Here is a 21,112-nt window from a genome sequence, read left to right on the forward strand (position 1 = left end):
CTAAGCGGAGGTTGACCGTATAATCCGACCCACTCACCGTGCGCCCTTAGCTCAGCTGGATAGAGCACCGGCCTTCTAAGCCGTAGGTCACAGGTTCGAATCCTGTAGGGCGTGCCATTAAATTTCAAGTCGTTATCCCATTCTTCATCCAGCCTGTTTCCTTCCTTTTTTCGTAATCACGTCATCATCAAAAAATTAGCCTATTACAGCGCTATTGCCTTGTCATTTTTCACGCTCTTTCATCGTGCCTTTAGTAACATGTGTCCGATCGCTCACTTCATTTACGGCGTATATAAAACACGCATATCATAAGATTTATTTCAATATAAAAATCGTTACTCATTTGATGTGAAAAAAATTTACATTTCTGTTTTCACTACATACTATGTGGGTATGATAACCCTCTGTTAATTTTTATTGATTAAAATTCATAATAATCAATATTTTAATGATTTATTTTCATGGTGGAAAAATTTAGGATGTTGCTAGCCTGGATTTCAATAGCGACTCACACGCTAAATGTGAGGGTGGTATTTCTGAATGAGAGCTGTAGATATGCTAAAAACCATTAGAAAAAAAGAATATTCGGAATGGGTGGTTCGTAACAGCCTTTACTGGATGAGTGCCATTACTCACTGGAAGCTTGATGGGGACGATCGGGATTGGATCGTGTCATTTAAATCGTCTGGTGATGAAGTTGAGTTCGAGTTTGAACGGCTGTTGAACGATTACAAGCTCAGAGAGCAACTGCAGGCACATACGGGCCCGGTCAGGACTGCAATCATCGACAATGTCCTGAGGAGCATTGATTCGAGACTTGCACAATGAATACGATGCCATTCAACTTTGACCGTTTGTCTAATGGCAACGTCTTTATCAGCAACCTTGCGGGCTTCCACAGCTTCGTCGATAACACCGAGCTTAATTTCCTGGCGGAAAATAACTTCCCGGCGGAGCATCACACTGCCAGACTTCTCGAGAGTCGGTTGTTTATCGCTGACGATGCTACTAAGTCTGTGTCACAAGCCTCGCTCAGTTCGGCCTTCGCCAGGCGGCTGATGAATGAGCTGGCCGTTCGGCCCATTTTCATGATTGTGCCGACTCTCAGATGCGATCATACCTGCAAATATTGCCAGGTTAGCAGAGCATCGGCCTCCGCTGACGGCTACGATCTTGACCCTGAACTGATACCGCAGATCATCACCGCGATTAAGAAGCTTGGCACCGCACCCTATAAAATCGAAGTGCAGGGTGGCGAACCACTCCTCAGATTCGATCTTGTCCAAAAAATCTATGAAGAATGTGAGAGTGCATTAGGCATTGATGCTTTCGAAATGGTTATTGCGACGAGCCTGTCTCTGCTTGATACCCGAATTGTTGCCTGGGTTAAAGAACGGAACATCACCTTTTCCGTCTCGCTTGATGGCAACGAGGCTATCCATAATAAGAACCGTATTCTTACCGACTTTAAGGCGCACTCTAAAGCCGTTACGGGTATTCAGAAAATCACAGAGGAGCTTGGAACAGGCAGGGTCGCAACGGTGACCACGGTGACTAAAGAGCTGACAAAAGAGCCCGCCTCAATAGTTGAGGCTCACCTGTCTTTAGGGCTGACCGATATGTTTATCAGGCCTGTCAGTCCCTATGGCTTTGCCCAGAAGCAGAGCTTCACTTTCTCAATGCCTGAGTATTTCGAGTTTTATCGAGAATTGATGCAGGAAGTGCTGCTGCAGAATCAGAAGGGCGTTCCTCTCGTAGAGCACTCGGCCTCTATTCATCTTAAGCGAATTTTCAATCCGGGCTTCAGCGGCTATGCAGATTTGAAATCACCCAGCGGTCTGGTATTGAACTGCATCCTCTTCAATTATGACGGTAAAGTCTACGGCAGTGACGAAAGCCGTATGCTTCAGAAAGTCAATCCGGAAGCAGATTTCAGTGCCGGAGAATTTGCCTCGTTATCTTTTAGTCGCAACGCGTACTATCGCTCCTCTCTGGCATCCTCATTTAACTTTGCCATGCCAGGTTGTGATACCTGTGCCTATCAGCCGTTCTGTGGCGCCGATCCTTGCCAAAACATCAGCGTTTATGGCGAACCCGTTGGAGACAAAAGTCGATCTACCTTTTGTCAGTACCATAAAGGTATGTTCCGTTTCCTGCTGGATGAGATCTCTCAGGATGGGCCGATGGCAGAAATGCTCAAAGGATGGGCTTATGTCTGAGGTACTGAGAAACGATATTTTCCGGTTTTCATCAGAACTACCCGTTCAGCAGGGATTCTATCGCCTGTGCAAATTCAAGCCCGAAAATCCGCAGTTCTATCTGCCAAATTTGCTGATCACTGAAACTCAGCTCGATTCACCGCTATCCGCTTATTTTGTAGATTCCGTGACGAGCAAAGTACTTTTCGATGCCATCGATGATGGTGATATAGGGATCGTTAATAACGGCAATATGCTCAGAGTGATTTTGTCCCGCAGAGCTAACCATAATACGGTCCTGGTCACTGAGCGATGTAACAACGGCTGCCTGTTTTGTTCCCAGCCCCCTAAAACGGGAAACGATGACTGGCTCCTGAACCAGTCGGCACTCGCGATTGCCTCTTTCTCTTTAAACGGTGTTGTTGGAGTGAGCGGAGGTGAGCCCCTGCTCTATGGCGATGACTTCCTGCACTTTCTCGATTTTATTATTGAAAATTCGCCTGAAACTGCCCTGCACGTTTTAACAAACGGGCGAAATTTTGCGGATGTTAGATTTACCCAGAGGATGAAAGAACGCAGTGAAAAGATGCGAATCACCTTTGGCATACCGCTTTATTCCTCCAGACCATCCGTGCATGACTATCTGGTGGGAAGCGAGGGAGCATTTAATGAGACTGTCAGAGGGCTAATTAATGCGGGGAACTCAGGGATTAACATTGAACTGAGGATCATCCCAACACGGGCTAACTATAACGAGCTGGATAGCATCGTAGAGTTCGCTGGCCGGGTGTTCTCAAACATTAACCAGATTTCCCTGATGGGGCTGGAATCGACAGGATGGGCCCGCAAAAACTGGTCATCAATCTTTATTGAGCATGACATTTATAGCGACAATATTCTTTCTGCTGTGGACAGCGCTTACAGGTCAGGCATTCCGCTTACCATTTTCAATTATCCATTGTGTCATCTTCCTGAAAGAGCATGGCAGTTTTCCACTCAGTCCATCTCCGATTGGAAGAATTACTATCCCCAGGAATGTGATACATGCACCCGGAAGTCTTCCTGTGCGGGCTATTTCAGTTCATCAAAAGGACGTTTTCATCAACCCCCGAGACCAATAATATGAAAAAGTTTAATTTCGCAGCCCTGCTTCCCGGATTTTTGGCTCTGAATAACTCTGTCTGGGCGAGTGATGCATCTACAGGAGCTAATGATTTACCCAGAATGGCTCTCAATGAACATGACATGGTGATAGCCCCGCTGAATACTGAGGTGCCGTTTTATATTGCAGGGCACCGCAGTCACAGCTCTCATCGCAGCCACAGTTCTCATCGTTCTTCATCAGGCGGTGGCTATTATGGTGGCAGCACGCCTTATTACCCTAAAACGTACAGTTCACCGAGTTCTTCTGGCACTTCAGGTTCAACAACGGGTTCGTCACCCTCTCCGTCATCGGCTCGTTCGCTTCGTTCTAATAACATTGATACCTCCACGACCACGAATTCAGCTGGAGTGAACGGAAGTACCCGTGCAAGTAATGGACTGACTTCGGATGCTGAAAAACGTAAACGTTTGATCATGCGAGTGCAGTTTGCGTTACTCGACAGGGGATTCTACAACGGGAATATAGACGGGAGTATGGGGCCTGCAACACGAACGGCAATCAAAAATTACAGGGTGGCGAATGGCTTACCGACTCCGGTAAGAGAGACTCTGGATACGCAGTTATTGAATTCGTTGAATATTCTGGCCCGATAAAATCAGGCTATGTGCGGATTTCGATCTGACTTGTGCACTCAGAGCTCTGGACGTAATTCTTTTTGCCTGTTCCCTGCCTTAGTTCGCTCAATGACCGGTAGCGCGAGGGAAAGCTGGGGCAGACGTAGAAAGAAAAACGGTGCTGATACACCGTTTTTCACAGCGCTCAAACCATCAAGCCTTAGCCCCGATCGCTGTTACCGGCTTGCCATCCTGTTTAATCTCCGGACGCACCGAATACATGATCGCCACAGAGACAAACAGCGATACCGCCATCAGCACAAATGACAGGCTCGGGTTACCGGTCAGGCCGTTCAGTAAGCCCACCAGCCAGGCTCCGGTAAAGGCACCCAGCGCACCAAAACTGTTGATCAGGCCCATTGATACACCGGCCACGCTTTTCGGCAGCAGTTCGGGGATCAGCGCAAAGAACGGACCGTAAGGCGCGTACATACAGGCGGCGGCAAGAATTAACAGCCCGTAGGAGATCCAGAAGGAATCGCTGCCCAGCAGCCACGAACCGGTGAAGGCCAGGCCCGCGACCAGCAGCAGCGGCCAGACAAACAGCTTACGGTTCTGAATTTTGTCAGACAGGGTCGAAACGATCAGCATCAGCACGATCGCCGCCAGGTAAGGCACGGCGGCCAGCCAGCCAACGGAGACGATATCGCGATTGGCGCCTGCCTTAATAATGGACGGCATCCACATCATGAAGCCGTAAACGCCAATGCTCCAGAATACGTGCACCAGGCACAGGCAGATTACGTTGCGTGAGGTAAAGGCTTCCCGGTAATTTTTCACCGGCTTGATGTCCTGCTGCTCGGCGGCCATCGCCTGCTCTAAATCGCGTTTCTCATTCGCTGACAGCCACGACACTTGCGACGGCTTATCGCGCACTGCCCACCACCAGAAAAAGGCCCAGGCCACAGCCGGGATACCTTCGATGATAAACATCTCGCGCCAGCCCCAGGCCTGAATCAGATAGCCGGAGAGAATCGACATCCACAGCACGGTCACCGGATTGCCGAGTATCAGGAACGTATTGGCCCGCGAGCGTTCACCCTTAGTAAACCAGTTGCTGATAAAGATCAGCATCGCCGGCATCACCGCCGCTTCCACCACGCCGAGCGTAAAGCGGATGATCATCAGCATCGGGATATTGGCCACCAGGCCGGTTGCGGCGGCAAGCACACCCCAAAGCAGCAGGCTGACAAACACCAGCTTGCGAACGCTGCGTTTTACGGCATAAACCGCGCCGGGAACCTGAAAGAAGAAGTAGCCGAGGAAGAACAGGGCACCTATCAGTGATGAAATATTCTTTGTAATCCCCAGGTCTTTATCAATACCGGCGGCGGCGGCAAAACCGTAGTTGGCGCGGTCAAGATAGGCAAGGCTGTAGGTAATGAATATCACCGGCATTAAATAGAGCCAACGCTTTTGCGATAGTTTGACGTTTTTATTCATTGGGCATCCTGGTATCAAATAACGTTTATATTCGTTTTAACGGCAGACGGTCATCACTGTTACCGATAACAGTAATTAAGATTACACAACGGATGCGCGACAAACAGCGCGGTCGAGGAATTTAAAACAGAGTTGTGATACCGCTTAAAAAGTTTGGAACATGGATAAGTAACATGCGGAAAGTGGGATTACGCAGAAGGGCGCATCAACCATACAACAGCGCCGCCAGCGCAATCAATGCGGGAATCGACTGCACGTAGAGGATTTTGCGGCTCGCCGTCGCCGCCCCATAGATCCCGGCAATCATCACGCAGCTGAGGAAAAACAGCTTAAACTGGAAACCGCCTTCACCAAGCCACAGCCCCCATAGCAGACCGGCGGCCAGAAAGCCGTTGTACAACCCCTGATTTGCCGCCAGCACGCGGGTGCTGCGGGCAAACTCTTCACTCAGGTTAAACGCCCGGCGGCCGGTCGGGGTATCCCACAGAAACATCTCCAGGATCAGGATATAGAGATGTATTGCCGCCACGAGGGCGATCAGCGTATTGGCTAGCATGGCGGATACCTCAGTGAAAGAATATCTTCAGAAAAAGTATAGGTAACTTCCAGTTAATCATTCAGTCTTCTGAATTTTCAGACGCTGGCCCCGTGGGATATCTGGTGCCGTATGCTTTATATATTTGCTTCACCTGCGGATTATCCAGATTTTCATAGGCCATACCTTCCTTATCCAGTCCATCCAATCCTCTGATTCCACTTATCATATTCGGCCAATTTTCTCGGCTATCGATCTCCACGACCAGGGGGCTCAGATAGCGATAAAGGTGGCCTTTGAATGGCTCTTTGATTTCTGCACTCAGAGCCTGAAGATAATCATCTTTATTTGTTTTCGACCAGTCGATAGTGAAGTTAGCTCGCCAGGAGAGTTCCATAAAAACCAGCAAAATAGTACGCCCATTACCATCCAGGAAAGGATGCGAAAATGCCAGTTGCCCCATGACTTCTCCCGGCCGCTCTTTGAACCGGGTTTTATTTGCAGCAAGCCTGAGTGCGTAATCGACAGACATTCTTATTGCGTGGGGATGTTCGAAAATGGTGGCGTTCTCGTCTTGGAGTGCTCCTTTGAAAACGGCTAAGTGCGGCACCAGTTCGTTACGATCTTTACCCGCCCAGGGATAACAATCAGAGAAGAGTATTTCATGGACGTTGAGGACGGTTTCGTAGTCGATTGTCCGCCGAGAGGCGAGTAGATCCAAGGCATCTTCAATACTGAGTTCGAAACAGATATGCTCAAAGTTTTTCACTTCTGCGGCATCTTTCAGTCTCCGGAAATTCCGGATATAGCCAGCGGTATCGAAATCGTTGAAGGGATCGAAGATCATCCGGCAGCTTTATTATAAAAGTCTTTCTTTTCGTGGAGATACTCATCCTGAAAGCTGAGCGCTTCCGACTTACTCAGAATGCCTTTTCGTTTAAGATTCACCAGTAGCTGTTCGATGTTGTCCAGTTGAACATCATCCCCGGCCAGGCGCGTAATGGCTACGGCCATGCGGCTAAAACCGTCACGTCCTGCTGTAACATTATGAGATTGAGCTAATCTGCGGACTTGATTAGCAACACTGATTTTAGCTGTTTTGGTCATCGAAGAGCCCTCGCATGTTGGTTTAATTATAACAGCCTGTGGTTACGCTGTCTCTCAAAGGCAGTGCACGCTTTGTCTCTGGGGGGTGGGTTTAATCACTTCACCGATTCATAGCGACCTGTAAAAATAAATATCACCAATCTCACAATTCCCAATATTCCACTTCCGCTTAAATCCCGCCAAAAATAAGCGCCACATCACAGTTATCATAACTTTTGAGAAGTAAGTCTCATTTTATTATCCGCAATAACAAGTGGTTTCCCCCTGGCGGAGGAAACCGGTTCTCTTTTCGCTTTCGTGAATCCGCTTATTATGTTGCCAGGACATGCTGAAGACAAAAGTGGAGACGTCGCAATTATGTTGATCGCCAGAGAGAACATTTTTCTGAATAAGCATTTTAGTAGTAAGGGGGAGATTTTTCAGTTTCTGTCGCAGCAGGCGGTTGAGCAGGGCTGGGCGGCGGATGCAGAAAAAATAGAGGCGGATCTGTGGGCACGCGAAAATCAGTATTCCACCGGCTTTGAAGGCCAGATTGCCATCCCGCATGCCAAAACGGTCAACGTGACCGAGGCCGGGGTGATCTTTATCCGCCTGCAGCAGGCGCTGGACTGGGAAAGCCTGGACGACAGCCCGATAAAAATCGTCTTCGGTCTGTTCGTACCGGAATCCGGCGCGAAGCTGCTGCACTTAAAAATCATCAACAGCCTGGCCAGCCAGATCGTCGAAGACGATTTTCGTCAGCAACTGTTTGATGCCCATAGCGAAGATGAACTATTCAGCTACATGCAGTCGCGTGTGGTCATTGAGGAAGACGCATGAATATTGTCGGAGTCACGTCCTGCATTGCTGGCCTGGCGCATACGCCCATGGCGGCAAAATCGCTGGAGAAAGAGGGCGCAAAACTGGGCCACAGCGTCAAAGTGGAACAGCAGGGCGCCATGGGGATGATGAACAAGCTTTCCCCGGCGGACATTAGCGCGGCCGATTTCGTGCTGATTGCCGCCGATCGATCGATAGAAGAAGAGGAGCGCTTTGAAGGCAAAATAATAATCCGGGTAAAAATTGGCCAGTGCGTCAGCCACGCCGCTGAAGTGATAAAAAAATGCGTCGCCGCCGTTGAAGAACGTAAAAATAAATAACTCTGGTGATCTATGAAAAAATTAATGGTGGATATTAAGAACCATCTGATGACGGGTATTTCCTTTGCCCTGCCGGTCATTATTGCCGGCTCACTGATGGTGGCCGTAGCAAAAATTATCGGCATTGCTTTTGGTGCCTCAGATCTGAATCAGTTTGCCGACGTGCAGGGAATTAAAAACTGGCTGTACCAGACTCAGGAAATCGGCTTCAAAATAATCGGGCTGATGAATTATATCCTCGGTGCCTATGTGGCCTATTCCATCGCCGGGAAAAAAGGGCTGGCGGCCGGTTTTACCGCCGGGCTGATTGCCTCCATCACCGGATCCGGCTTCCTCGGCGCGGCGATCGGCGGCTTGCTGGCGGGCTACTCCTCCGACTGGGTGGCGCGCAAGGTGCGCATCACCGGCTCGGCGGCGACGTCGGTGCCGCTGATTATCCTGCCGTTTATCACCGTCGGCCTGCAGGTGCTGGTGATGCTGCTGCTGCTGGGCGATGCCCTGAGCTGGCTGAACAGTTCGCTGATGTCCTGGGTGCAGGAAATGACCAAAGACGGCACCAGTACCGTGGTGCTGGCGGCGGTGCTCGGCGGCATGATTTGCTTCGACCTCGGCGGCCCGGTGAATAAAGCGGCGTGGGGTACGGCGAATGTGCTGTTCCTCAGCGGCGTGTATCTGCCCGCTATCCTGGTCAACGTGGCAATTATTATCCCGCCGCTGGGCTATGCCGCCGCACGTTTCCTGCGCCCGGCCAACTACAGCCAGACGCTGAAAGAGGCCGGTAACGGCTCGGTGATTATGGGCATCCTCGGCATCTCCGAAGGGGCGATCCCTTTCACGCTGAAAAACCCGGCGCGCCTGATCCCGCTTAACGTCTTTGCCGGTATCGCCGGTGCCATGACCGTGGCCCTGCTGAAAGCCTATCCGATTATGCCTCCGCTGGGCGGGCTGTATGGCGGCTTTACCGTCGGTAACGCCTGGGCCTACTTCGCCGGTGCGCTGGTCGGCACGCTGGTTATCGCCTTCGGGGCCAACCTGCTGGTGAACTTTAACGATGAGCCGACGGGCAGCGCGCAGGCCGATGACTTTGCTGCGGACAGTATCGAAATCAAATTTGATTAATGACCCGAGTGGTTTAGGGACGACGTAATGACCAAGAAAACCGTACATGTTTATACCCACACGCACTGGGACCAGGAGTGGTACTTCACCACCTCGCGCTCGCGTATTTACCTGTTCAGCCATATTAAAAATGTGCTGCGCGTGCTGGAAGATAACCCGGATTTCCCCAGCTACCTGCTGGATGCGCAAAGCTCGTTGATTGAAAGCTATCTGCAGTGGGCACCGGAAGATCGCGAGCGTCTGTATCACCTGATTGCTGAACAGCGCCTGATTACCGGTCCGTGGTACACCCAGACCGACCAGCTGGTTATCCATCAGGAATCCGTGGTGCGCAACCTGTATTACGGTCAGCGCATAGCCGCCGAGGCCGGTCACAGCCTGCCGCTCGGCTACGTGCCGGACTGCTTCGGCCAGGGCGGCAACATGCCGCAGATTTATCGTCAGTTCGGCATCCGCCACGCGCTGTTCTGGCGCGGCATTGCCGATAACACCCTGCATGAAACCGAGTTTCTCTGGCAGGGCGATAACGGCGATAAAGTCTTTGCCGTGCAGATGCCGTGGGGCTACCACTACGGCGGCCTGATTGACGAAACGCCGGCCACCATGAAGGCGTTTCTCGACGAGAAAATGGCGCCGATCGAAGCCCGCAGCGCACGCCAGCATCTGCTCTATCCGCACGGCTTCGATCAGGCTCCGGTGCGGGAAAACCTGCCGGAGCTGGTGCGTTCGTTTAATGAATGCGACAGTGCCCGCCACTACCAAATCAGCAGCCCGCTGGAGTTTGTGCAGGCGGTGGAGAATGAATCTGCCGGGGAAGTTCGCGTGCTGCAAGGGGAACTGACCGAGGGCAAACACTCCCGCGTGCACAAAACCATCTTCTCCTGCCGCGCCGACCTCAAGCTGCTGAACAACGAGGTGGAAGCGCTGCTGGTCAACACCCTGGAGCCGGTCTTGGCCATCGGTCGCGGCCTGGGCCATGACTATCCGGCGCGCATTGTGGCGGATATCTGGAAGCTGATGTTCTATAACGCCGCGCACGACAGCATCGGCGGCTGCAACAGTGACGACACCAACCGCGATATCGCCTTCCGCTACAAGCAAGCGCGCGATCTGGCGAACAACCTGCTGGAGTCGGCCACACGGCAGATCAGCATCCGCATTCCGCGCGAGCACGACTACAGCTTTACCGTGTTCAACCCGCTGCCGAATCCGGTCACGCAGCAGATCGCCTTCGAGGCGTGGCTGCCCGGCCTGCCGTTCACCCTGCGGGATGCCGACGGCAATGCGCTGCCGTGCGTAATTGAAGAGCAGGAAGATCTGACCCAGTACGTGCTGAATCAGACCATCCGCCTGAACCCGGGCAAACCGTATCACCGCCCGGAAAAGGTGTTCCGCACCCGACTGACGGTGGCCGCTCGCGATCTTCCGGCGCTGGGCTACACCCGCTGGCATCTGGACTTCTCCGCCGACGGCATCAGCCCGCGCCGGGAGGATGCAGAAACGGTGATTGAAAACGCGGCCTACCGTATTGAGGTAGAGAGCAACGGCCTGCTGGCGATTACCCACAAGGTCAGCGGCAAGCGCTATCAGCGGCAGATGCTGCTGGTGGAAAACGGTGACGACGGCGACTCCTACAACTACTCGCCGCCGCGCAAGGACATGTTCATCACCTCGGAAAATACGCTGGTGCAGGCCCGCCGTCAGCGTGACGATCTGCGCCAGACGCTGCATCTGGAGTATCTGCTCTCGGTACCGGCCAGCCTGGAAGAGCGAGCGCAGGGCATTGCCAGTTCACCGATGAAAGTGGCGGCGACCGTCAGCCTGCAAGACGACGATCTGATCCGCTTCAACGTTGACGTGGAAAATGATGTGCTGAGCCATCGCCTGTGCGTACACTTCGCCACGGACATTCTGGCCAACGTTTCCTGCGCCGATCAGCTGTTTGGCGTGGTGACTCGCCCGGTGCAGCTCAGCAACGCGCTGGCGGTGTGGGAAGAAGAAAACTGGCACGAGAAGCCGATCGCCATCGAACCGATGCAGAGCTACGTCAACCTGCACGACGAGCATCACGGTTTCACTCTGCATACCAACGGCGTGCGCGAGTATGAAATCGTCGGCGACGGCTTTGATACCATCGCCGTGACCCTGTTCCGCACCTTCGGCTATATGGGCAAAGAAAACCTGCTGTACCGCCCGGGCCGCGCGTCCGGCGAGTCGGTGATTGCCACGCCGGATGCCCAGCTGCTCGGATCGCTCTCGTTCAGCTTCGGCTGGCGCATCCACAGCGGCAGCTTCAATCAGGGGCAGCACGCAAGGGTATCGAAGCAGCTGCTGACCACCTTCCCGGTGTATCAGGACAGCGACTTCCTCAACGGACGACTGCGCTTCTGCCTCAACGATGAGGTGCGCGACTACCCGGAAACGCTCAGCCTGTTCAGCCTGCCGCACGGGGAGAACGATGCACTGGTCAGTACGGTGAAATGCGCCGAGCAGGACGCGGGCTACATCGTCAGGCTGTACAACCCGCAGTTGGAGCAGGCCGTCGCTTTGCCGGATCTGACGAATGCCCGCCCGGTGATGCTGGATGAACGTACGCCGATGCCGGTACGCCAGCAGCTGCAACAGAATGATGTCCAGACGCTGTCTATCACCAGGGATTAAGAGAGAACTATGAGACTGTTCACCAATAAACGGGTCAGAGATATTTTCGTACAGATTGCCAAAGGTCCGGCGACGCAGGCGTTTCTTGCCAAAGAAATGAACGTGTCAACGCGCACCATTCGCAGCGATCTGAAAGAGTTAAGCGATATCATCCCCCGCTACGGCATCAGTCTCCTCTACGATCGCAAAACGGGGTTTGAGGTAAAATTCGATGACCCCGCCAGCTATCATGCCCTGCTGGAAGAGTCCGACAGACCGGTTAACCAGACGCGATCCGCCGCGGATCGTAGAAAGCAGCTGATGGCGCTGCTGCTGCGTCAGCAGGGCGTTGTTTCGCTGGAAGCGCTGGAGTCGGACTGGTTTATCAGCATCTACAGCCTGAAAAACGACGTGGCGCTGCTGAAACGCCACTTCGCCTTCTATCAGATTGCCATTAACGCGGTGGGTAACGAACGGCTGAGGATCTCCGGGGATGAAGTGAATATCCGCCGCTGTATTTACGATCACCTGCTGCGCTCAACGGAAACGGAAAGCGATTACCGCGAGCTGTTTGCGGCCGCCAGCGGGTTTTCTGAAATCAAAACCGCGCTAAGCCAGCTGCTGGTGAATAACCAGCTGCGCTTCAGCGATGTGAACCTGCGATCCTTTACGCTGTGCTGCGGTATTGCGCTGGAGAGAATGCGCGGCGGCAACTGGCTGCTGGATTACGATTTCAGCCAGTGCGAAATCCTGTGGAAGCCCGTCGCGCGGCAGGTGCTGCAACTGCTGCTGCCGGATGAGCACGCCAGCGTGCCGACGGGTGAAGTGGACTATATGGCGATGAACCTGTCGGCATTCTGCTCGGTGAACGGCGACAGCGATCTGCCGGACCACTGCTACGATGCCGAACTGACGGTGATGAACCATTTTTTAAGCTACGTCAGCTCCGTCTGGTACTGCGACGTCAGCTACGACGAGCAGTCAAAAAAGAACCTGCTGAATCACATCAAGGCGATGCGCACCCGGGTGAATCACGGCATCACCATTATCAACCCGCTGCTGGATCAGATTAAGCGCCACTATCCGCTGATGTACGAAATGACCCTGACCGCCTTCAGCGAACTGGATAATTTTTTCACCGGCAGGCTGAGCGACGATGAGATCGGTTATCTGGTGATGCACATCGGCGCGGTGCTTGAAGATACGCTCTACCAGCATCAGGGCAGTGCGGTCAGCGCGCTGATCGTCAGCGATCAGGGCATGGCCTCCACGCGGATCGTCTGCCAGCGGATCGTGCGTATGTACCCCAACATGGCGATTGGCGAACCGATCTCCGTTCAGCAGTATAAGGCGCTGGAAAACATCGCCGAAGACGTGGTGATTAGCATGGTGCCGGTGGCGGAGAAAAACCGGAAGGTGATTAATCTGCCCGCGCTGCCGGAGCGCTGGCAGCTGGAGAACATCAAATACTACCTGACCAATCATCGCTCTCCGGCGGATACGGTGATGAACTATTTCTCACCTGCGCATTTCTTTATCTTCGAGCAGTCCGAGCATAACAAGGACTCGCTGATTGAATTTCTTGCCAGGCGGCTGGAGTCCACCGGTAAAGTGGACGCCCGTTACTTGCCGTCGGTGGTGGAGCGTGAGGCGCACGCCTCCACGCTGCTGGCGGATAAAATCGCCATTCCTCACCCGATGGGGCTGGTGGCCTCCACCACCCAGGTGACCGTAGCGGTATTCCCGCAGGGCATCGAATGGGATGCGGGGAAAGTGGTGAAATTAGTTTTCATGCTGGCAATCAGTGAAGACGCCTTTGTCGATAGTATGATTATTTATGACTATCTGACCAATATTCTCGATGATGACATTATCGATAAATTAAGCGCGTCCGGCACCTTTGCCGATTTCATGTGTTTATCCGGGAGGTATTTCATCTAAAAAAGAAAGGCAGAGTCATAAATGTTGATGGCAAATTAAATAATAAAAACCCAATCCGATTAAAATAAGAAAGGATTTAATAATGAAATTTAATCATTATCTCTGTAGCCTGTTCCTGTTTTCCGTTCCGGCTCTTTCTGCAATTACCGTGGATACGCCGGAAGGCAGCCTGAAGTTTTATGGCGACGTGGAGTTTAACGTGGATGCCGCGAGTAAAACCGGCCAGTTAACGTCGCTGCGCACTAATTCGGGCAATAACTGGAATGCCGGCAATACCGAACGCTGGGACGTCAACGGCCGTATTTTACTCGGCGTGGACGGGTATCGCAGCGTGGCGAATAATAAGTTTGCCGGATTCACCGTGCAGCCGCTGGCCGATCTCTCCGGCAATATGAATCTTGACGATGCCGCTTTCTTCTTCGGTCAGGAAAAAGACTGGAAGGTGAAAGTGGGGCGCTATGAAGCCTTCGATATGTTCCCGCTTAATCAGGATACGCTGATTGAGTACTCCGGCAACACGGCAAACAACCTCTACGACGACGGCTTCGGCTACATTTATATGATGAAAGAGGGCCGTGGCCGCAGCAGCGCCGGTGGCGCTATCCAGCTGAGCAAAACGAGCGGGCCGTTCTACTTTGAGCTGAACACCTTCGCCAGCGACGGCACCAAACTGTTCCAGGATCAGGCCTATCACGGCAACGCGCTGGAGAATAAAAAGAACGTTATCTATCTGCGTCCGATCGTTGCCTATACGGTAAATGACGTCACCGCCGCCATCGCCATGGAAACCAACGTGGTGAGCAATGCCTACGGCTACAACGACGCTAACGGTAACTTTAACGACCAGTCAAAACGTAACGGCTACGGTGCCACCTTCAGCTGGAACGGGCAAAAATCTAACCCGGACGACGGGGTAGTATTTAACCTCAGCACCGCCTATCTGGATGCCACCGACGAGAAAGACTTCAGCGCCGGAACCAACGCCCTGTGGCACGATTTTGAGCTGGGCTATATTTACGCGAAAAACGACGTGCAGAAATTTAACTTCGCCAATACCGATATCGTTAACGCCAGCGAAGTGATTCTGGGTAAATATGATATTCACACCGTGCACGCCTCGTACCGTATTCGCAACGTGATGGAAATGGATAACTTCGATGTTTATTTAGGTGCCTACTGGTCCAGGCTGAGCATGGATAATGAACAGGGTGATGATAAAGACCGCTATGGCGCGCGCGTAAGATTTAAATATCACTTCTAATTAAAGTAACCATTTTCCCGTGCGCGCTGTTAATCAGTGCAGGATGCCTGCTGTCTGAATAATGGCGGCGCACGGGGATATATTTCACAGCAGGAGACGTTATGCATTATCTCGGTCTGGATATTGGCGGCACCAAAATGGCGGCGGTGGTGATGAATGCCTCCGGCGAGGAAATAGCCCGCTACCGACGCACAACGGTAAAAAGCGACTATCCGGCGTTTATTGCTGAGCTGTGCGATTTCGTGGCGGAAATACGTTCGCAGAGCCAGCAACCGTTAGCGATTGGCATGGCGCTGCCCGGCGGTATTTCCCCCGCCAGTGGCAAAATCAAAAATTCCAATATCCTGGTGCTCAACGGCCAGGATCTGAAAACCGATCTCGAACAGCGGCTGGGCACCACGGTGGTGATAGCCAACGACGCCAACTGCTTTGCGCTGTCGGAAGCCTGCGATGGCGCAGGAAAGGGCGCAGAGGTGGTGTTCGGCATCACCCTTGGCACCGGCTGCGGCGGCGGGATGTCGGTGAAGCAGCAGATATTTACCGGGGCGTGGGGCAACGCGGCGGAGTGCGGACATATCACCCTGCCGGACTACACCGAGCAGCAGGATGGCCCGCTGGCAATCTGCTACTGCGGCAGGCAAAACTGCGTGGAGTCATTTGTTTCCGGCACCGGGCTGGCGGAGCGCTATTTCCGGCTGACCGGCGAGCAGCGCACGGCTCCGGAGGTTATCCGGCTGGCGCAGCAGGGCGATCTCCCGGCGCTACAGCAGGTCGCGCGCTTCAAGAGCCAGTTGGCGCGGCTGCTGGCGACGATCGTTAATATCGTCGATCCGAACGTGATTGTGCTCGGCGGCGGGCTGTCGAATGAGCCACTGCTGCTGGAAGGGCTGGCGGAAGCCACCGGCGAGCGGGTGTTTACCGACCGGTTCCTCACCCCGATCGTGGTGGCTCAGCACGGCGACAGCAGCGGTATGCGCGGCGCGGCCTGGCTGGCTATTCGCTCGCAGACTGACCGTTCTTTTGCAGGCTGACGGTTCTCTTGCCGGACGGTTAATGGTTCACTGGCCGGCCGGCCGACTGCTCGCTCGCGGCGGCGGCATAGCTTAGAACAATGACGAATTTGCGTTCGGGCAGAAACAGGGTAGTGATATCGTTTTACTCAGCCAAAGGAGCACGCGGTGAGTCACGGAAACCTGGCAACGCTGGCAGCAGATTTACCCACCGTCTGGCGGTCAACCGTCCTGGGCGGCGTGGGCAACGCCAATATCAAACTGATCAAAATGGGTGGCGAGGGGATCCCTGAAGAATCCCACACCGAATTTGATGAACTGCTGGTGGTTATCGACGGTGAAATGCCGCTTATCGTCGGGGATAAGACCGTCTTCCTCAACGCCGGTGACTATTACCTGATCCCGGCGGGTGCACCTCACCGCGTTCCGCCGGGCAGCTATGGCACGTTGCTGCTGGTGGATCGGGAGTAATGCGTTAACACAGGATCTCAGGATCCGGCTAACAGCTCATGCCTTGCCGCTACAGCCAGGAAGTGGCTGCGATCGCGGTAAACGTCTGGTCGATCTTTAACACGGTTATCGATGCGATAGATTAACGTGTCAGGTAGCGCAATATTAAGCCGCTGCTGCTTGCCTTCAAATGCTGACAAATCAACGTCAATGACAAACCAGGAATCATAGTCTGCATACTCGCTATCGCGTGAGTAGGTCAGATATCCTGCGTCCTTAATCTGCTCAACGGAAAACTTACCGCTAAGCACCATATCCTCAATGGTGAGTAAAATAGCTTCGCGTGCCATTGACGCAATCTCACTTTGCGTATCGGCGGCGGAGAAGCATCCGTAACCATAGGCCGAAAACGCCGGAACAATTATGCCGTATGCCGTGCTGTCATCTTGAGGCGTTTCGACACCAACAGAAAAAAACATATTACCTCCTGTAGTGAGACATTAAATTCCCGCCATTTTTCTTATGGATCTGAGCGTGCCAGGTGGTAGATCTTTTTTAGGATGTGGCACCGGGAAGGTTTTTCCGGTGACAGGCGACCACCATATCTGATGACTTCCTCCATTATGTCGCTTGAGCTCACATCCGGCGGCGGCTAACTCCCTGATCAAGTCCGACGATTTCATTTGCCCTCCTGGCTTTTTTATAATTATGCACACATATACACACATGTAAAATCCATTATGTGTGATTCTTGAGCCTGTTGGATGACAGCAGCACTGACAACGGCCTTAATTTATCTCGCCGTTATTTCACTTCCGCCGCCTGATTCCCCTGCCGCGCCAGCGTGCGGGCGAGGATGGTTGAGTAAAGCGGCTGGCCGCCGAGGAACTGCGCCACCAGCGTGGCACCCAGGCAGGTGATAATCATCGGCAGGATCAGCTGATAGTTATTGGTCATCTCCAGCACCAGCACAATCCCGGTCAGCGGCGCGCGCACCGAAGCGGCGAACAGCGCGCCCATTCCGGCGATGGCGAACGTCGCGGGCTGGAGCGCATACAGCGGGAAAAACTGCGACATCGCCAGACCGAAAGCGGTGCCCAGCACCGTTCCCAGGGCCAGCATCGGGGCAAAAATCCCGCCGGGCGCGCCGGAGGAGAAGCACAGTAGGGTGGTCAGCAGGCGCAGAACAAAAATTAGCAGCAGCATCTGTAACGAGAACGTACCCGGGGCGACTTCTGGGATCAGCAGGTTGCCGCCCCCGACGATGGCCGGAAACAGCAGCGTCATCACTCCGCAGGCACCACCGAGGATCGCCCCGGTGACCACCACTCGCCAGATCCGGCGCTGATAAATCCGCGCGTAGAGATCCTGCATCACGAAAATCAGTTTGTTAAACAGCACGCCGACTGCGCCGAACAGCACGCCAAGCAGCAGATACAGCCACAGCGTCGGTACCGGTGCGTCCGCCAGCTGGCCGACATCAATAATAGGCCGACCGCCGTTAAACAGCTGGAAGACGATGCTGGCCATAATCACGCCGATAAACACCGCCTTAATCGAAATCAGGTTGTAGCGGAACTGCGGGCGCATTTCTTCCAGAATAAACAGGATCCCGGCCAGCGGTGCGTTAAACGCGGCGGCCAGACCGGCGGCGGCACCGGTGGCCAGCAGCGAGTGGCGGGCTTCGCCGCTTTTCAGCCGGAACAGGTCAAACACCATGCGGCCAATATTGCCGCCGAGCTGCACGGTTGGCCCCTCTCGCCCCAGCACCATACCGGCCCCCAGCGTGCCCAGCCCGCCGAAAAACTTCACCGGGATCACCCGCCACCAGCGAACCGGGCGCAGCTCCTCCAGCGCGCCCTCAATTTCCGGAATACCCGAACCGCCCGCTTCAGGCGCAAAGCGGCGGACCAGCCAGTATCCCACTGCCGCCAGCGCTGCCGAAACGGCAAAGGCGCAGAGGTAAAGCGGCCATCCCGGCAGCACGTCGGCGGTCAGGTTGACGGTGCGCCAATGCTGGATCGCCTCCACCGCTCTGGCGAAAACCACGCCCACCAGGCCAACCAGCGTGCCGACCACGGCGGCGGAAATCAGCACCGCGACCGGCGTTTTATCCCGATTGAGTAAGGCCCGAAACATCCGGTAGCGGGCGGGAGGCGACTGCGGCACATTGACGACGGAAGCGGGTTCGTGGCTCATGGTAGGGGCAAGGTTGCTGAAAGATGCTCAGAATTCTAGACCGACTGCCCGTGCGTTACAAAGGTTACGCCCGGAACTTAATCAACCGGCCGTTCCAGTGTCGCAATCGCCGCGAATATGCATAATCTTGCTATTTTCAACGCTGTCCGCTATGTGGAATTTTTTTTCTAATCTGAATGTTTTTTGAAATGAAATCCTTGTTAATAGCGAAAAGTTATGATGCGGTTACCCGTAACGTTTTCAATATTATCCTCATTAGTTACCCAGTTAAGCAAAAAAAACATGGTTAATCATGCAGTAATAGTGACTTCGTGTAATGAAATGTAAAGTCGAAAATTTGAATATTAATGAAACTAAATGGTCATTTTGTGATTTGTGTAGAATTTTGATTCCGATTTGGGTGCTATGTTATCAGCAGGTAAAAAACTGAAGAGTGATGAAACTTGCTGAGATGATGAGCGTTGGGCTAAACGCCCTGCACCACTAAGTCGGACGCGGTGAAGGTAGAAAGGAACCTGAATCGATGTCGTTGACCCTCCCTGTGTGAACCATACGGTCGGAGATCGAAACGGTCTGGCGAGCGGTATGTGGTGGCGTGCATCAAATATATTCTCTCAGCATCACCACTGAATGACTGTATTAACGTTTGATGATTGAAATTGAATAAAGAGTACCAGAGGGAGTAATAATAATTTTCATTGCCGTGCCAGGTTGGTTATTTCGTATTTTTATTATTAAATAGAACCGTTTACCCTGCTTAAAAGCGTCAGGATTATTCGTCACCTCATTTCATGGGGCGGTGAGGTATCACTTTTTTTAAATTTCCTGATGTTTTAAAAGTAATTTAATGAAAGGATAAATATATGTCTTTGTTGATGAATCTGAATACGCAACAACGAAAACGATTACATCAGATAACCTTAGTCGCAACATTCGGTGGCCTGCTGTTTGGCTATGATACCGGGGTGATTAACGGTGCCTTTTCTTCATTAAAAGAGAACATGGCCCTGACGCCGGACACCGAAGGCCTGGTGATGAGCGTGCTGCTGATCGGTGCCGCACTCGGCAGCATCGGCGGCGGTAAAATGGCTGACTTCTTCGGCCGCAGAAAGTACCTGATTTATCTCTCCTTTGTCTTCTTTATTGGCGCCATCTTATCCGCCGCCGCCCCGAACGTAACCAGCCTGCTTATTGCCCGATTTATTCTTGGTTTTGCCGTGGGGGGAGCCTCGGTAACCGCACCAACCTTTATCTCGGAAGTGGCGCCGACGGAAATGCGCGGCAGGCTAACCGGGTTAAATGAAGTCGCCATCGTGATTGGCCAGCTTGCCGCCTTTGCGGTCAATGCGGTGATCGGCCTGATCTGGGGGCATTTGCCGGAGGTCTGGCGCTATATGCTACTGGTGCAGGCGCTGCCGTCTATCTTCCTGTTAATCGGCATGTGGCGCGCACCGGAAAGTCCGCGCTGGCTAATCAGTAAAAACCGCCGGGAAGAAGCGCTGGCTATTCTGAAACAGATCCGTCCTGAAGCCCGCGCGGTGCAGGAATACCAGGACATCATCACCTTAATCGAGATTGAAAAAGAGAAGAAGCTGCACACCCAGAGTGCCACCTCGGTGATCTTCAGTACGCCGTGGATTATGAAACTGATTCTGGTGGGGATCGCCTGGGCCGCCCTCCAGCAAACCACCGGCGTCAACGTCATCATGTACTACGGGACGGAAATCCTCAAAACCGCCGGTTTCTCTGAGAAAATGTCGCTGATCTGTAACGTGCTGAACGGCGTCTTCTCCGTCGGCGGGATGATTTTTGGCGTGATGTATCTGGTTGATCGCTTCAAACGTAAAACGCTAATCGTTTACGGTTTTGCGCTGATGGCGACACTACACCTGATTATCGCCGGTGCTGACTACTTCCTCGTCGGTGATATGAAAGCGACGGTTATCTGGCTGCTGGGTGCGATCTTCGTGGGCGTGATGCAGGGCACCATGGGCTTCCTGACCTGGGTCGTTCTGGCTGAACTGTTCCCGCTGAAAGTTCGCGGTCTGTCGATGGGTATCTCAGTATTCTTTATGTGGGTAATGAACGCGATCGTCAGTTATCTGTTCCCGGTACTGCAGGCAAAACTGGGACTGGGTCCTGTCTTCCTGATCTTCGCCGTTATTAACTATCTGGCCATTCTGTTCGTCGTCAAGGCACTTCCGGAAACCTCCAACAAGTCGCTGGAGCAGCTGGAAGAAGAACTGTCTGCCGGAAACTGATAGCGTGATAGTGTGGATTTAATAAAAGGA

The 21,112-nt window shown here is 53.0% G+C and carries 20 protein-coding genes and 1 tRNA gene; 14 read left to right on the forward strand and 7 right to left on the reverse strand.

The window, feature by feature from the left end; translation table 11 throughout:
- Positions 1-40 precede the first annotated feature (40 nt).
- The 5 genes from EC836_RS18600 to hxsA all read left to right on the forward strand — a co-directional run bounded on the left by EC836_RS18600 (position 41) and on the right by hxsA (position 3,956).
- Positions 41-117 (forward strand) — tRNA-Arg (locus EC836_RS18600).
- A 423-nt stretch (positions 118-540) separates the two neighbouring features.
- On the forward strand, positions 541-828 hold the full coding sequence (gene hxsD, locus EC836_RS18605; protein ID WP_233599363.1) for a His-Xaa-Ser system protein HxsD: 288 nt from the start codon (positions 541-543) through the stop codon (positions 826-828).
- On the forward strand, positions 825-2,219 hold the full coding sequence (gene hxsB, locus EC836_RS18610) for a His-Xaa-Ser system radical SAM maturase HxsB (protein ID WP_123335855.1): 1,395 nt from the start codon (positions 825-827) through the stop codon (positions 2,217-2,219). The genes hxsD and hxsB overlap by 4 nt, the downstream gene beginning before the upstream one ends.
- Positions 2,212-3,324 carry a His-Xaa-Ser system radical SAM maturase HxsC gene (gene hxsC, locus EC836_RS18615; protein WP_123335857.1) on the forward strand — a complete coding sequence of 371 codons (1,113 nt, stop codon included), beginning with the start codon at positions 2,212-2,214 and terminating at the stop codon, positions 3,322-3,324. Before hxsB ends, hxsC begins: the two co-directional genes overlap by 8 nt.
- Positions 3,321-3,956 (forward strand): His-Xaa-Ser repeat protein HxsA, encoded by a 636-nt coding sequence (gene hxsA / locus EC836_RS18620; RefSeq protein WP_123335859.1) that lies wholly within the window; start codon positions 3,321-3,323, stop codon positions 3,954-3,956. Before hxsC ends, hxsA begins: the two co-directional genes overlap by 4 nt.
- A 174-nt stretch (positions 3,957-4,130) precedes the next feature.
- On the opposite strand, the gene EC836_RS18625 is transcribed toward hxsA, so the two are convergent.
- The 4 genes from EC836_RS18625 to EC836_RS18640 all read right to left on the reverse strand — a co-directional run bounded on the left by EC836_RS18625 (position 4,131) and on the right by EC836_RS18640 (position 7,062).
- Positions 4,131-5,420, reverse strand: a complete 1,290-nt coding sequence (locus EC836_RS18625) for an MFS transporter (protein ID WP_233599364.1) — start codon at positions 5,418-5,420, stop codon at positions 4,131-4,133.
- 205 nt (positions 5,421-5,625) lie between these two features.
- The gene (locus EC836_RS18630) at positions 5,626-5,976 is read right to left on the reverse strand and encodes a DUF1304 domain-containing protein (protein WP_123335861.1); all 351 of its coding nucleotides are present in this window, start codon (positions 5,974-5,976) and stop codon (positions 5,626-5,628) included.
- Between the two features lie 61 nt (positions 5,977-6,037).
- Complete coding sequence (locus EC836_RS18635) at positions 6,038-6,802, reverse strand: Fic family protein (RefSeq protein ID WP_123335863.1); 765 nt, start codon at positions 6,800-6,802, stop codon at positions 6,038-6,040.
- The gene (locus tag EC836_RS18640; RefSeq protein ID WP_123335865.1) at positions 6,799-7,062 is read right to left on the reverse strand and encodes a hypothetical protein; all 264 of its coding nucleotides are present in this window, start codon (positions 7,060-7,062) and stop codon (positions 6,799-6,801) included. The genes EC836_RS18635 and EC836_RS18640 overlap by 4 nt, the downstream gene beginning before the upstream one ends.
- A 357-nt stretch (positions 7,063-7,419) precedes the next feature.
- Between EC836_RS18640 and EC836_RS18645 the strand changes: the two genes are divergently transcribed.
- From EC836_RS18645 to EC836_RS18680, 8 genes are all read left to right on the forward strand, one after another.
- Positions 7,420-7,881, forward strand: coding sequence for a PTS sugar transporter subunit IIA (locus tag EC836_RS18645; protein ID WP_123335868.1), 462 nt, complete (start codon positions 7,420-7,422; stop codon positions 7,879-7,881).
- Complete coding sequence (locus EC836_RS18650) at positions 7,878-8,201, forward strand: PTS fructose transporter subunit IIB (RefSeq protein WP_123335870.1); 324 nt, start codon at positions 7,878-7,880, stop codon at positions 8,199-8,201. The genes EC836_RS18645 and EC836_RS18650 overlap by 4 nt, the downstream gene beginning before the upstream one ends.
- A gap of 12 nt (positions 8,202-8,213) precedes the next feature.
- Positions 8,214-9,320 (forward strand): PTS fructose transporter subunit IIC, encoded by a 1,107-nt coding sequence (locus tag EC836_RS18655; protein ID WP_123335872.1) that lies wholly within the window; start codon positions 8,214-8,216, stop codon positions 9,318-9,320.
- A gap of 27 nt (positions 9,321-9,347) precedes the next feature.
- Positions 9,348-11,981 carry a mannosylglycerate hydrolase gene (mngB, locus tag EC836_RS18660; protein ID WP_123335875.1) on the forward strand — a complete coding sequence of 878 codons (2,634 nt, stop codon included), beginning with the start codon at positions 9,348-9,350 and terminating at the stop codon, positions 11,979-11,981.
- Between the two features lie 9 nt (positions 11,982-11,990).
- On the forward strand, positions 11,991-13,901 hold the full coding sequence (locus EC836_RS18665) for a transcription antiterminator (protein WP_123335877.1): 1,911 nt from the start codon (positions 11,991-11,993) through the stop codon (positions 13,899-13,901).
- Positions 13,902-13,983: 82 nt separating this feature from the next.
- On the forward strand, positions 13,984-15,162 hold the full coding sequence (locus tag EC836_RS18670; RefSeq protein WP_123335879.1) for a carbohydrate porin: 1,179 nt from the start codon (positions 13,984-13,986) through the stop codon (positions 15,160-15,162).
- A gap of 101 nt (positions 15,163-15,263) precedes the next feature.
- Positions 15,264-16,193, forward strand: coding sequence for an ROK family protein (locus EC836_RS18675; RefSeq protein WP_123335880.1), 930 nt, complete (start codon positions 15,264-15,266; stop codon positions 16,191-16,193).
- A 147-nt stretch (positions 16,194-16,340) separates the two neighbouring features.
- Positions 16,341-16,643: a cupin domain-containing protein gene (locus tag EC836_RS18680; RefSeq protein WP_233599365.1), complete on the forward strand. Its 303-nt coding sequence runs from the start codon at positions 16,341-16,343 to the stop codon at positions 16,641-16,643.
- A 17-nt stretch (positions 16,644-16,660) separates the two neighbouring features.
- Here EC836_RS18680 and EC836_RS18685 read toward each other — a convergent pair whose 3' ends face one another.
- The 3 genes from EC836_RS18685 to clcA all read right to left on the reverse strand — a co-directional run bounded on the left by EC836_RS18685 (position 16,661) and on the right by clcA (position 18,761).
- Positions 16,661-17,101 carry a type II toxin-antitoxin system HicB family antitoxin gene (locus EC836_RS18685; protein WP_123335882.1) on the reverse strand — a complete coding sequence of 147 codons (441 nt, stop codon included), beginning with the start codon at positions 17,099-17,101 and terminating at the stop codon, positions 16,661-16,663.
- 21 nt (positions 17,102-17,122) lie between these two features.
- Complete coding sequence (locus EC836_RS18690) at positions 17,123-17,305, reverse strand: type II toxin-antitoxin system HicA family toxin (RefSeq protein WP_123335884.1); 183 nt, start codon at positions 17,303-17,305, stop codon at positions 17,123-17,125.
- Positions 17,306-17,426: 121 nt separating this feature from the next.
- Positions 17,427-18,761 (reverse strand): H(+)/Cl(-) exchange transporter ClcA, encoded by a 1,335-nt coding sequence (clcA, locus tag EC836_RS18695; RefSeq protein WP_199735240.1) that lies wholly within the window; start codon positions 18,759-18,761, stop codon positions 17,427-17,429.
- 923 nt (positions 18,762-19,684) lie between these two features.
- On the opposite strand from clcA, the gene EC836_RS18700 reads away from it, so the two are divergent.
- Positions 19,685-21,082: a sugar porter family MFS transporter gene (locus EC836_RS18700; protein WP_123335888.1), complete on the forward strand. Its 1,398-nt coding sequence runs from the start codon at positions 19,685-19,687 to the stop codon at positions 21,080-21,082.
- The last annotated feature ends 30 nt before the right edge of the window (positions 21,083-21,112 follow it).

Source organism: Erwinia sp. JUb26 (assembly GCF_003751505.1).
Taxonomy (GTDB): domain Bacteria; phylum Pseudomonadota; class Gammaproteobacteria; order Enterobacterales; family Enterobacteriaceae; genus Erwinia.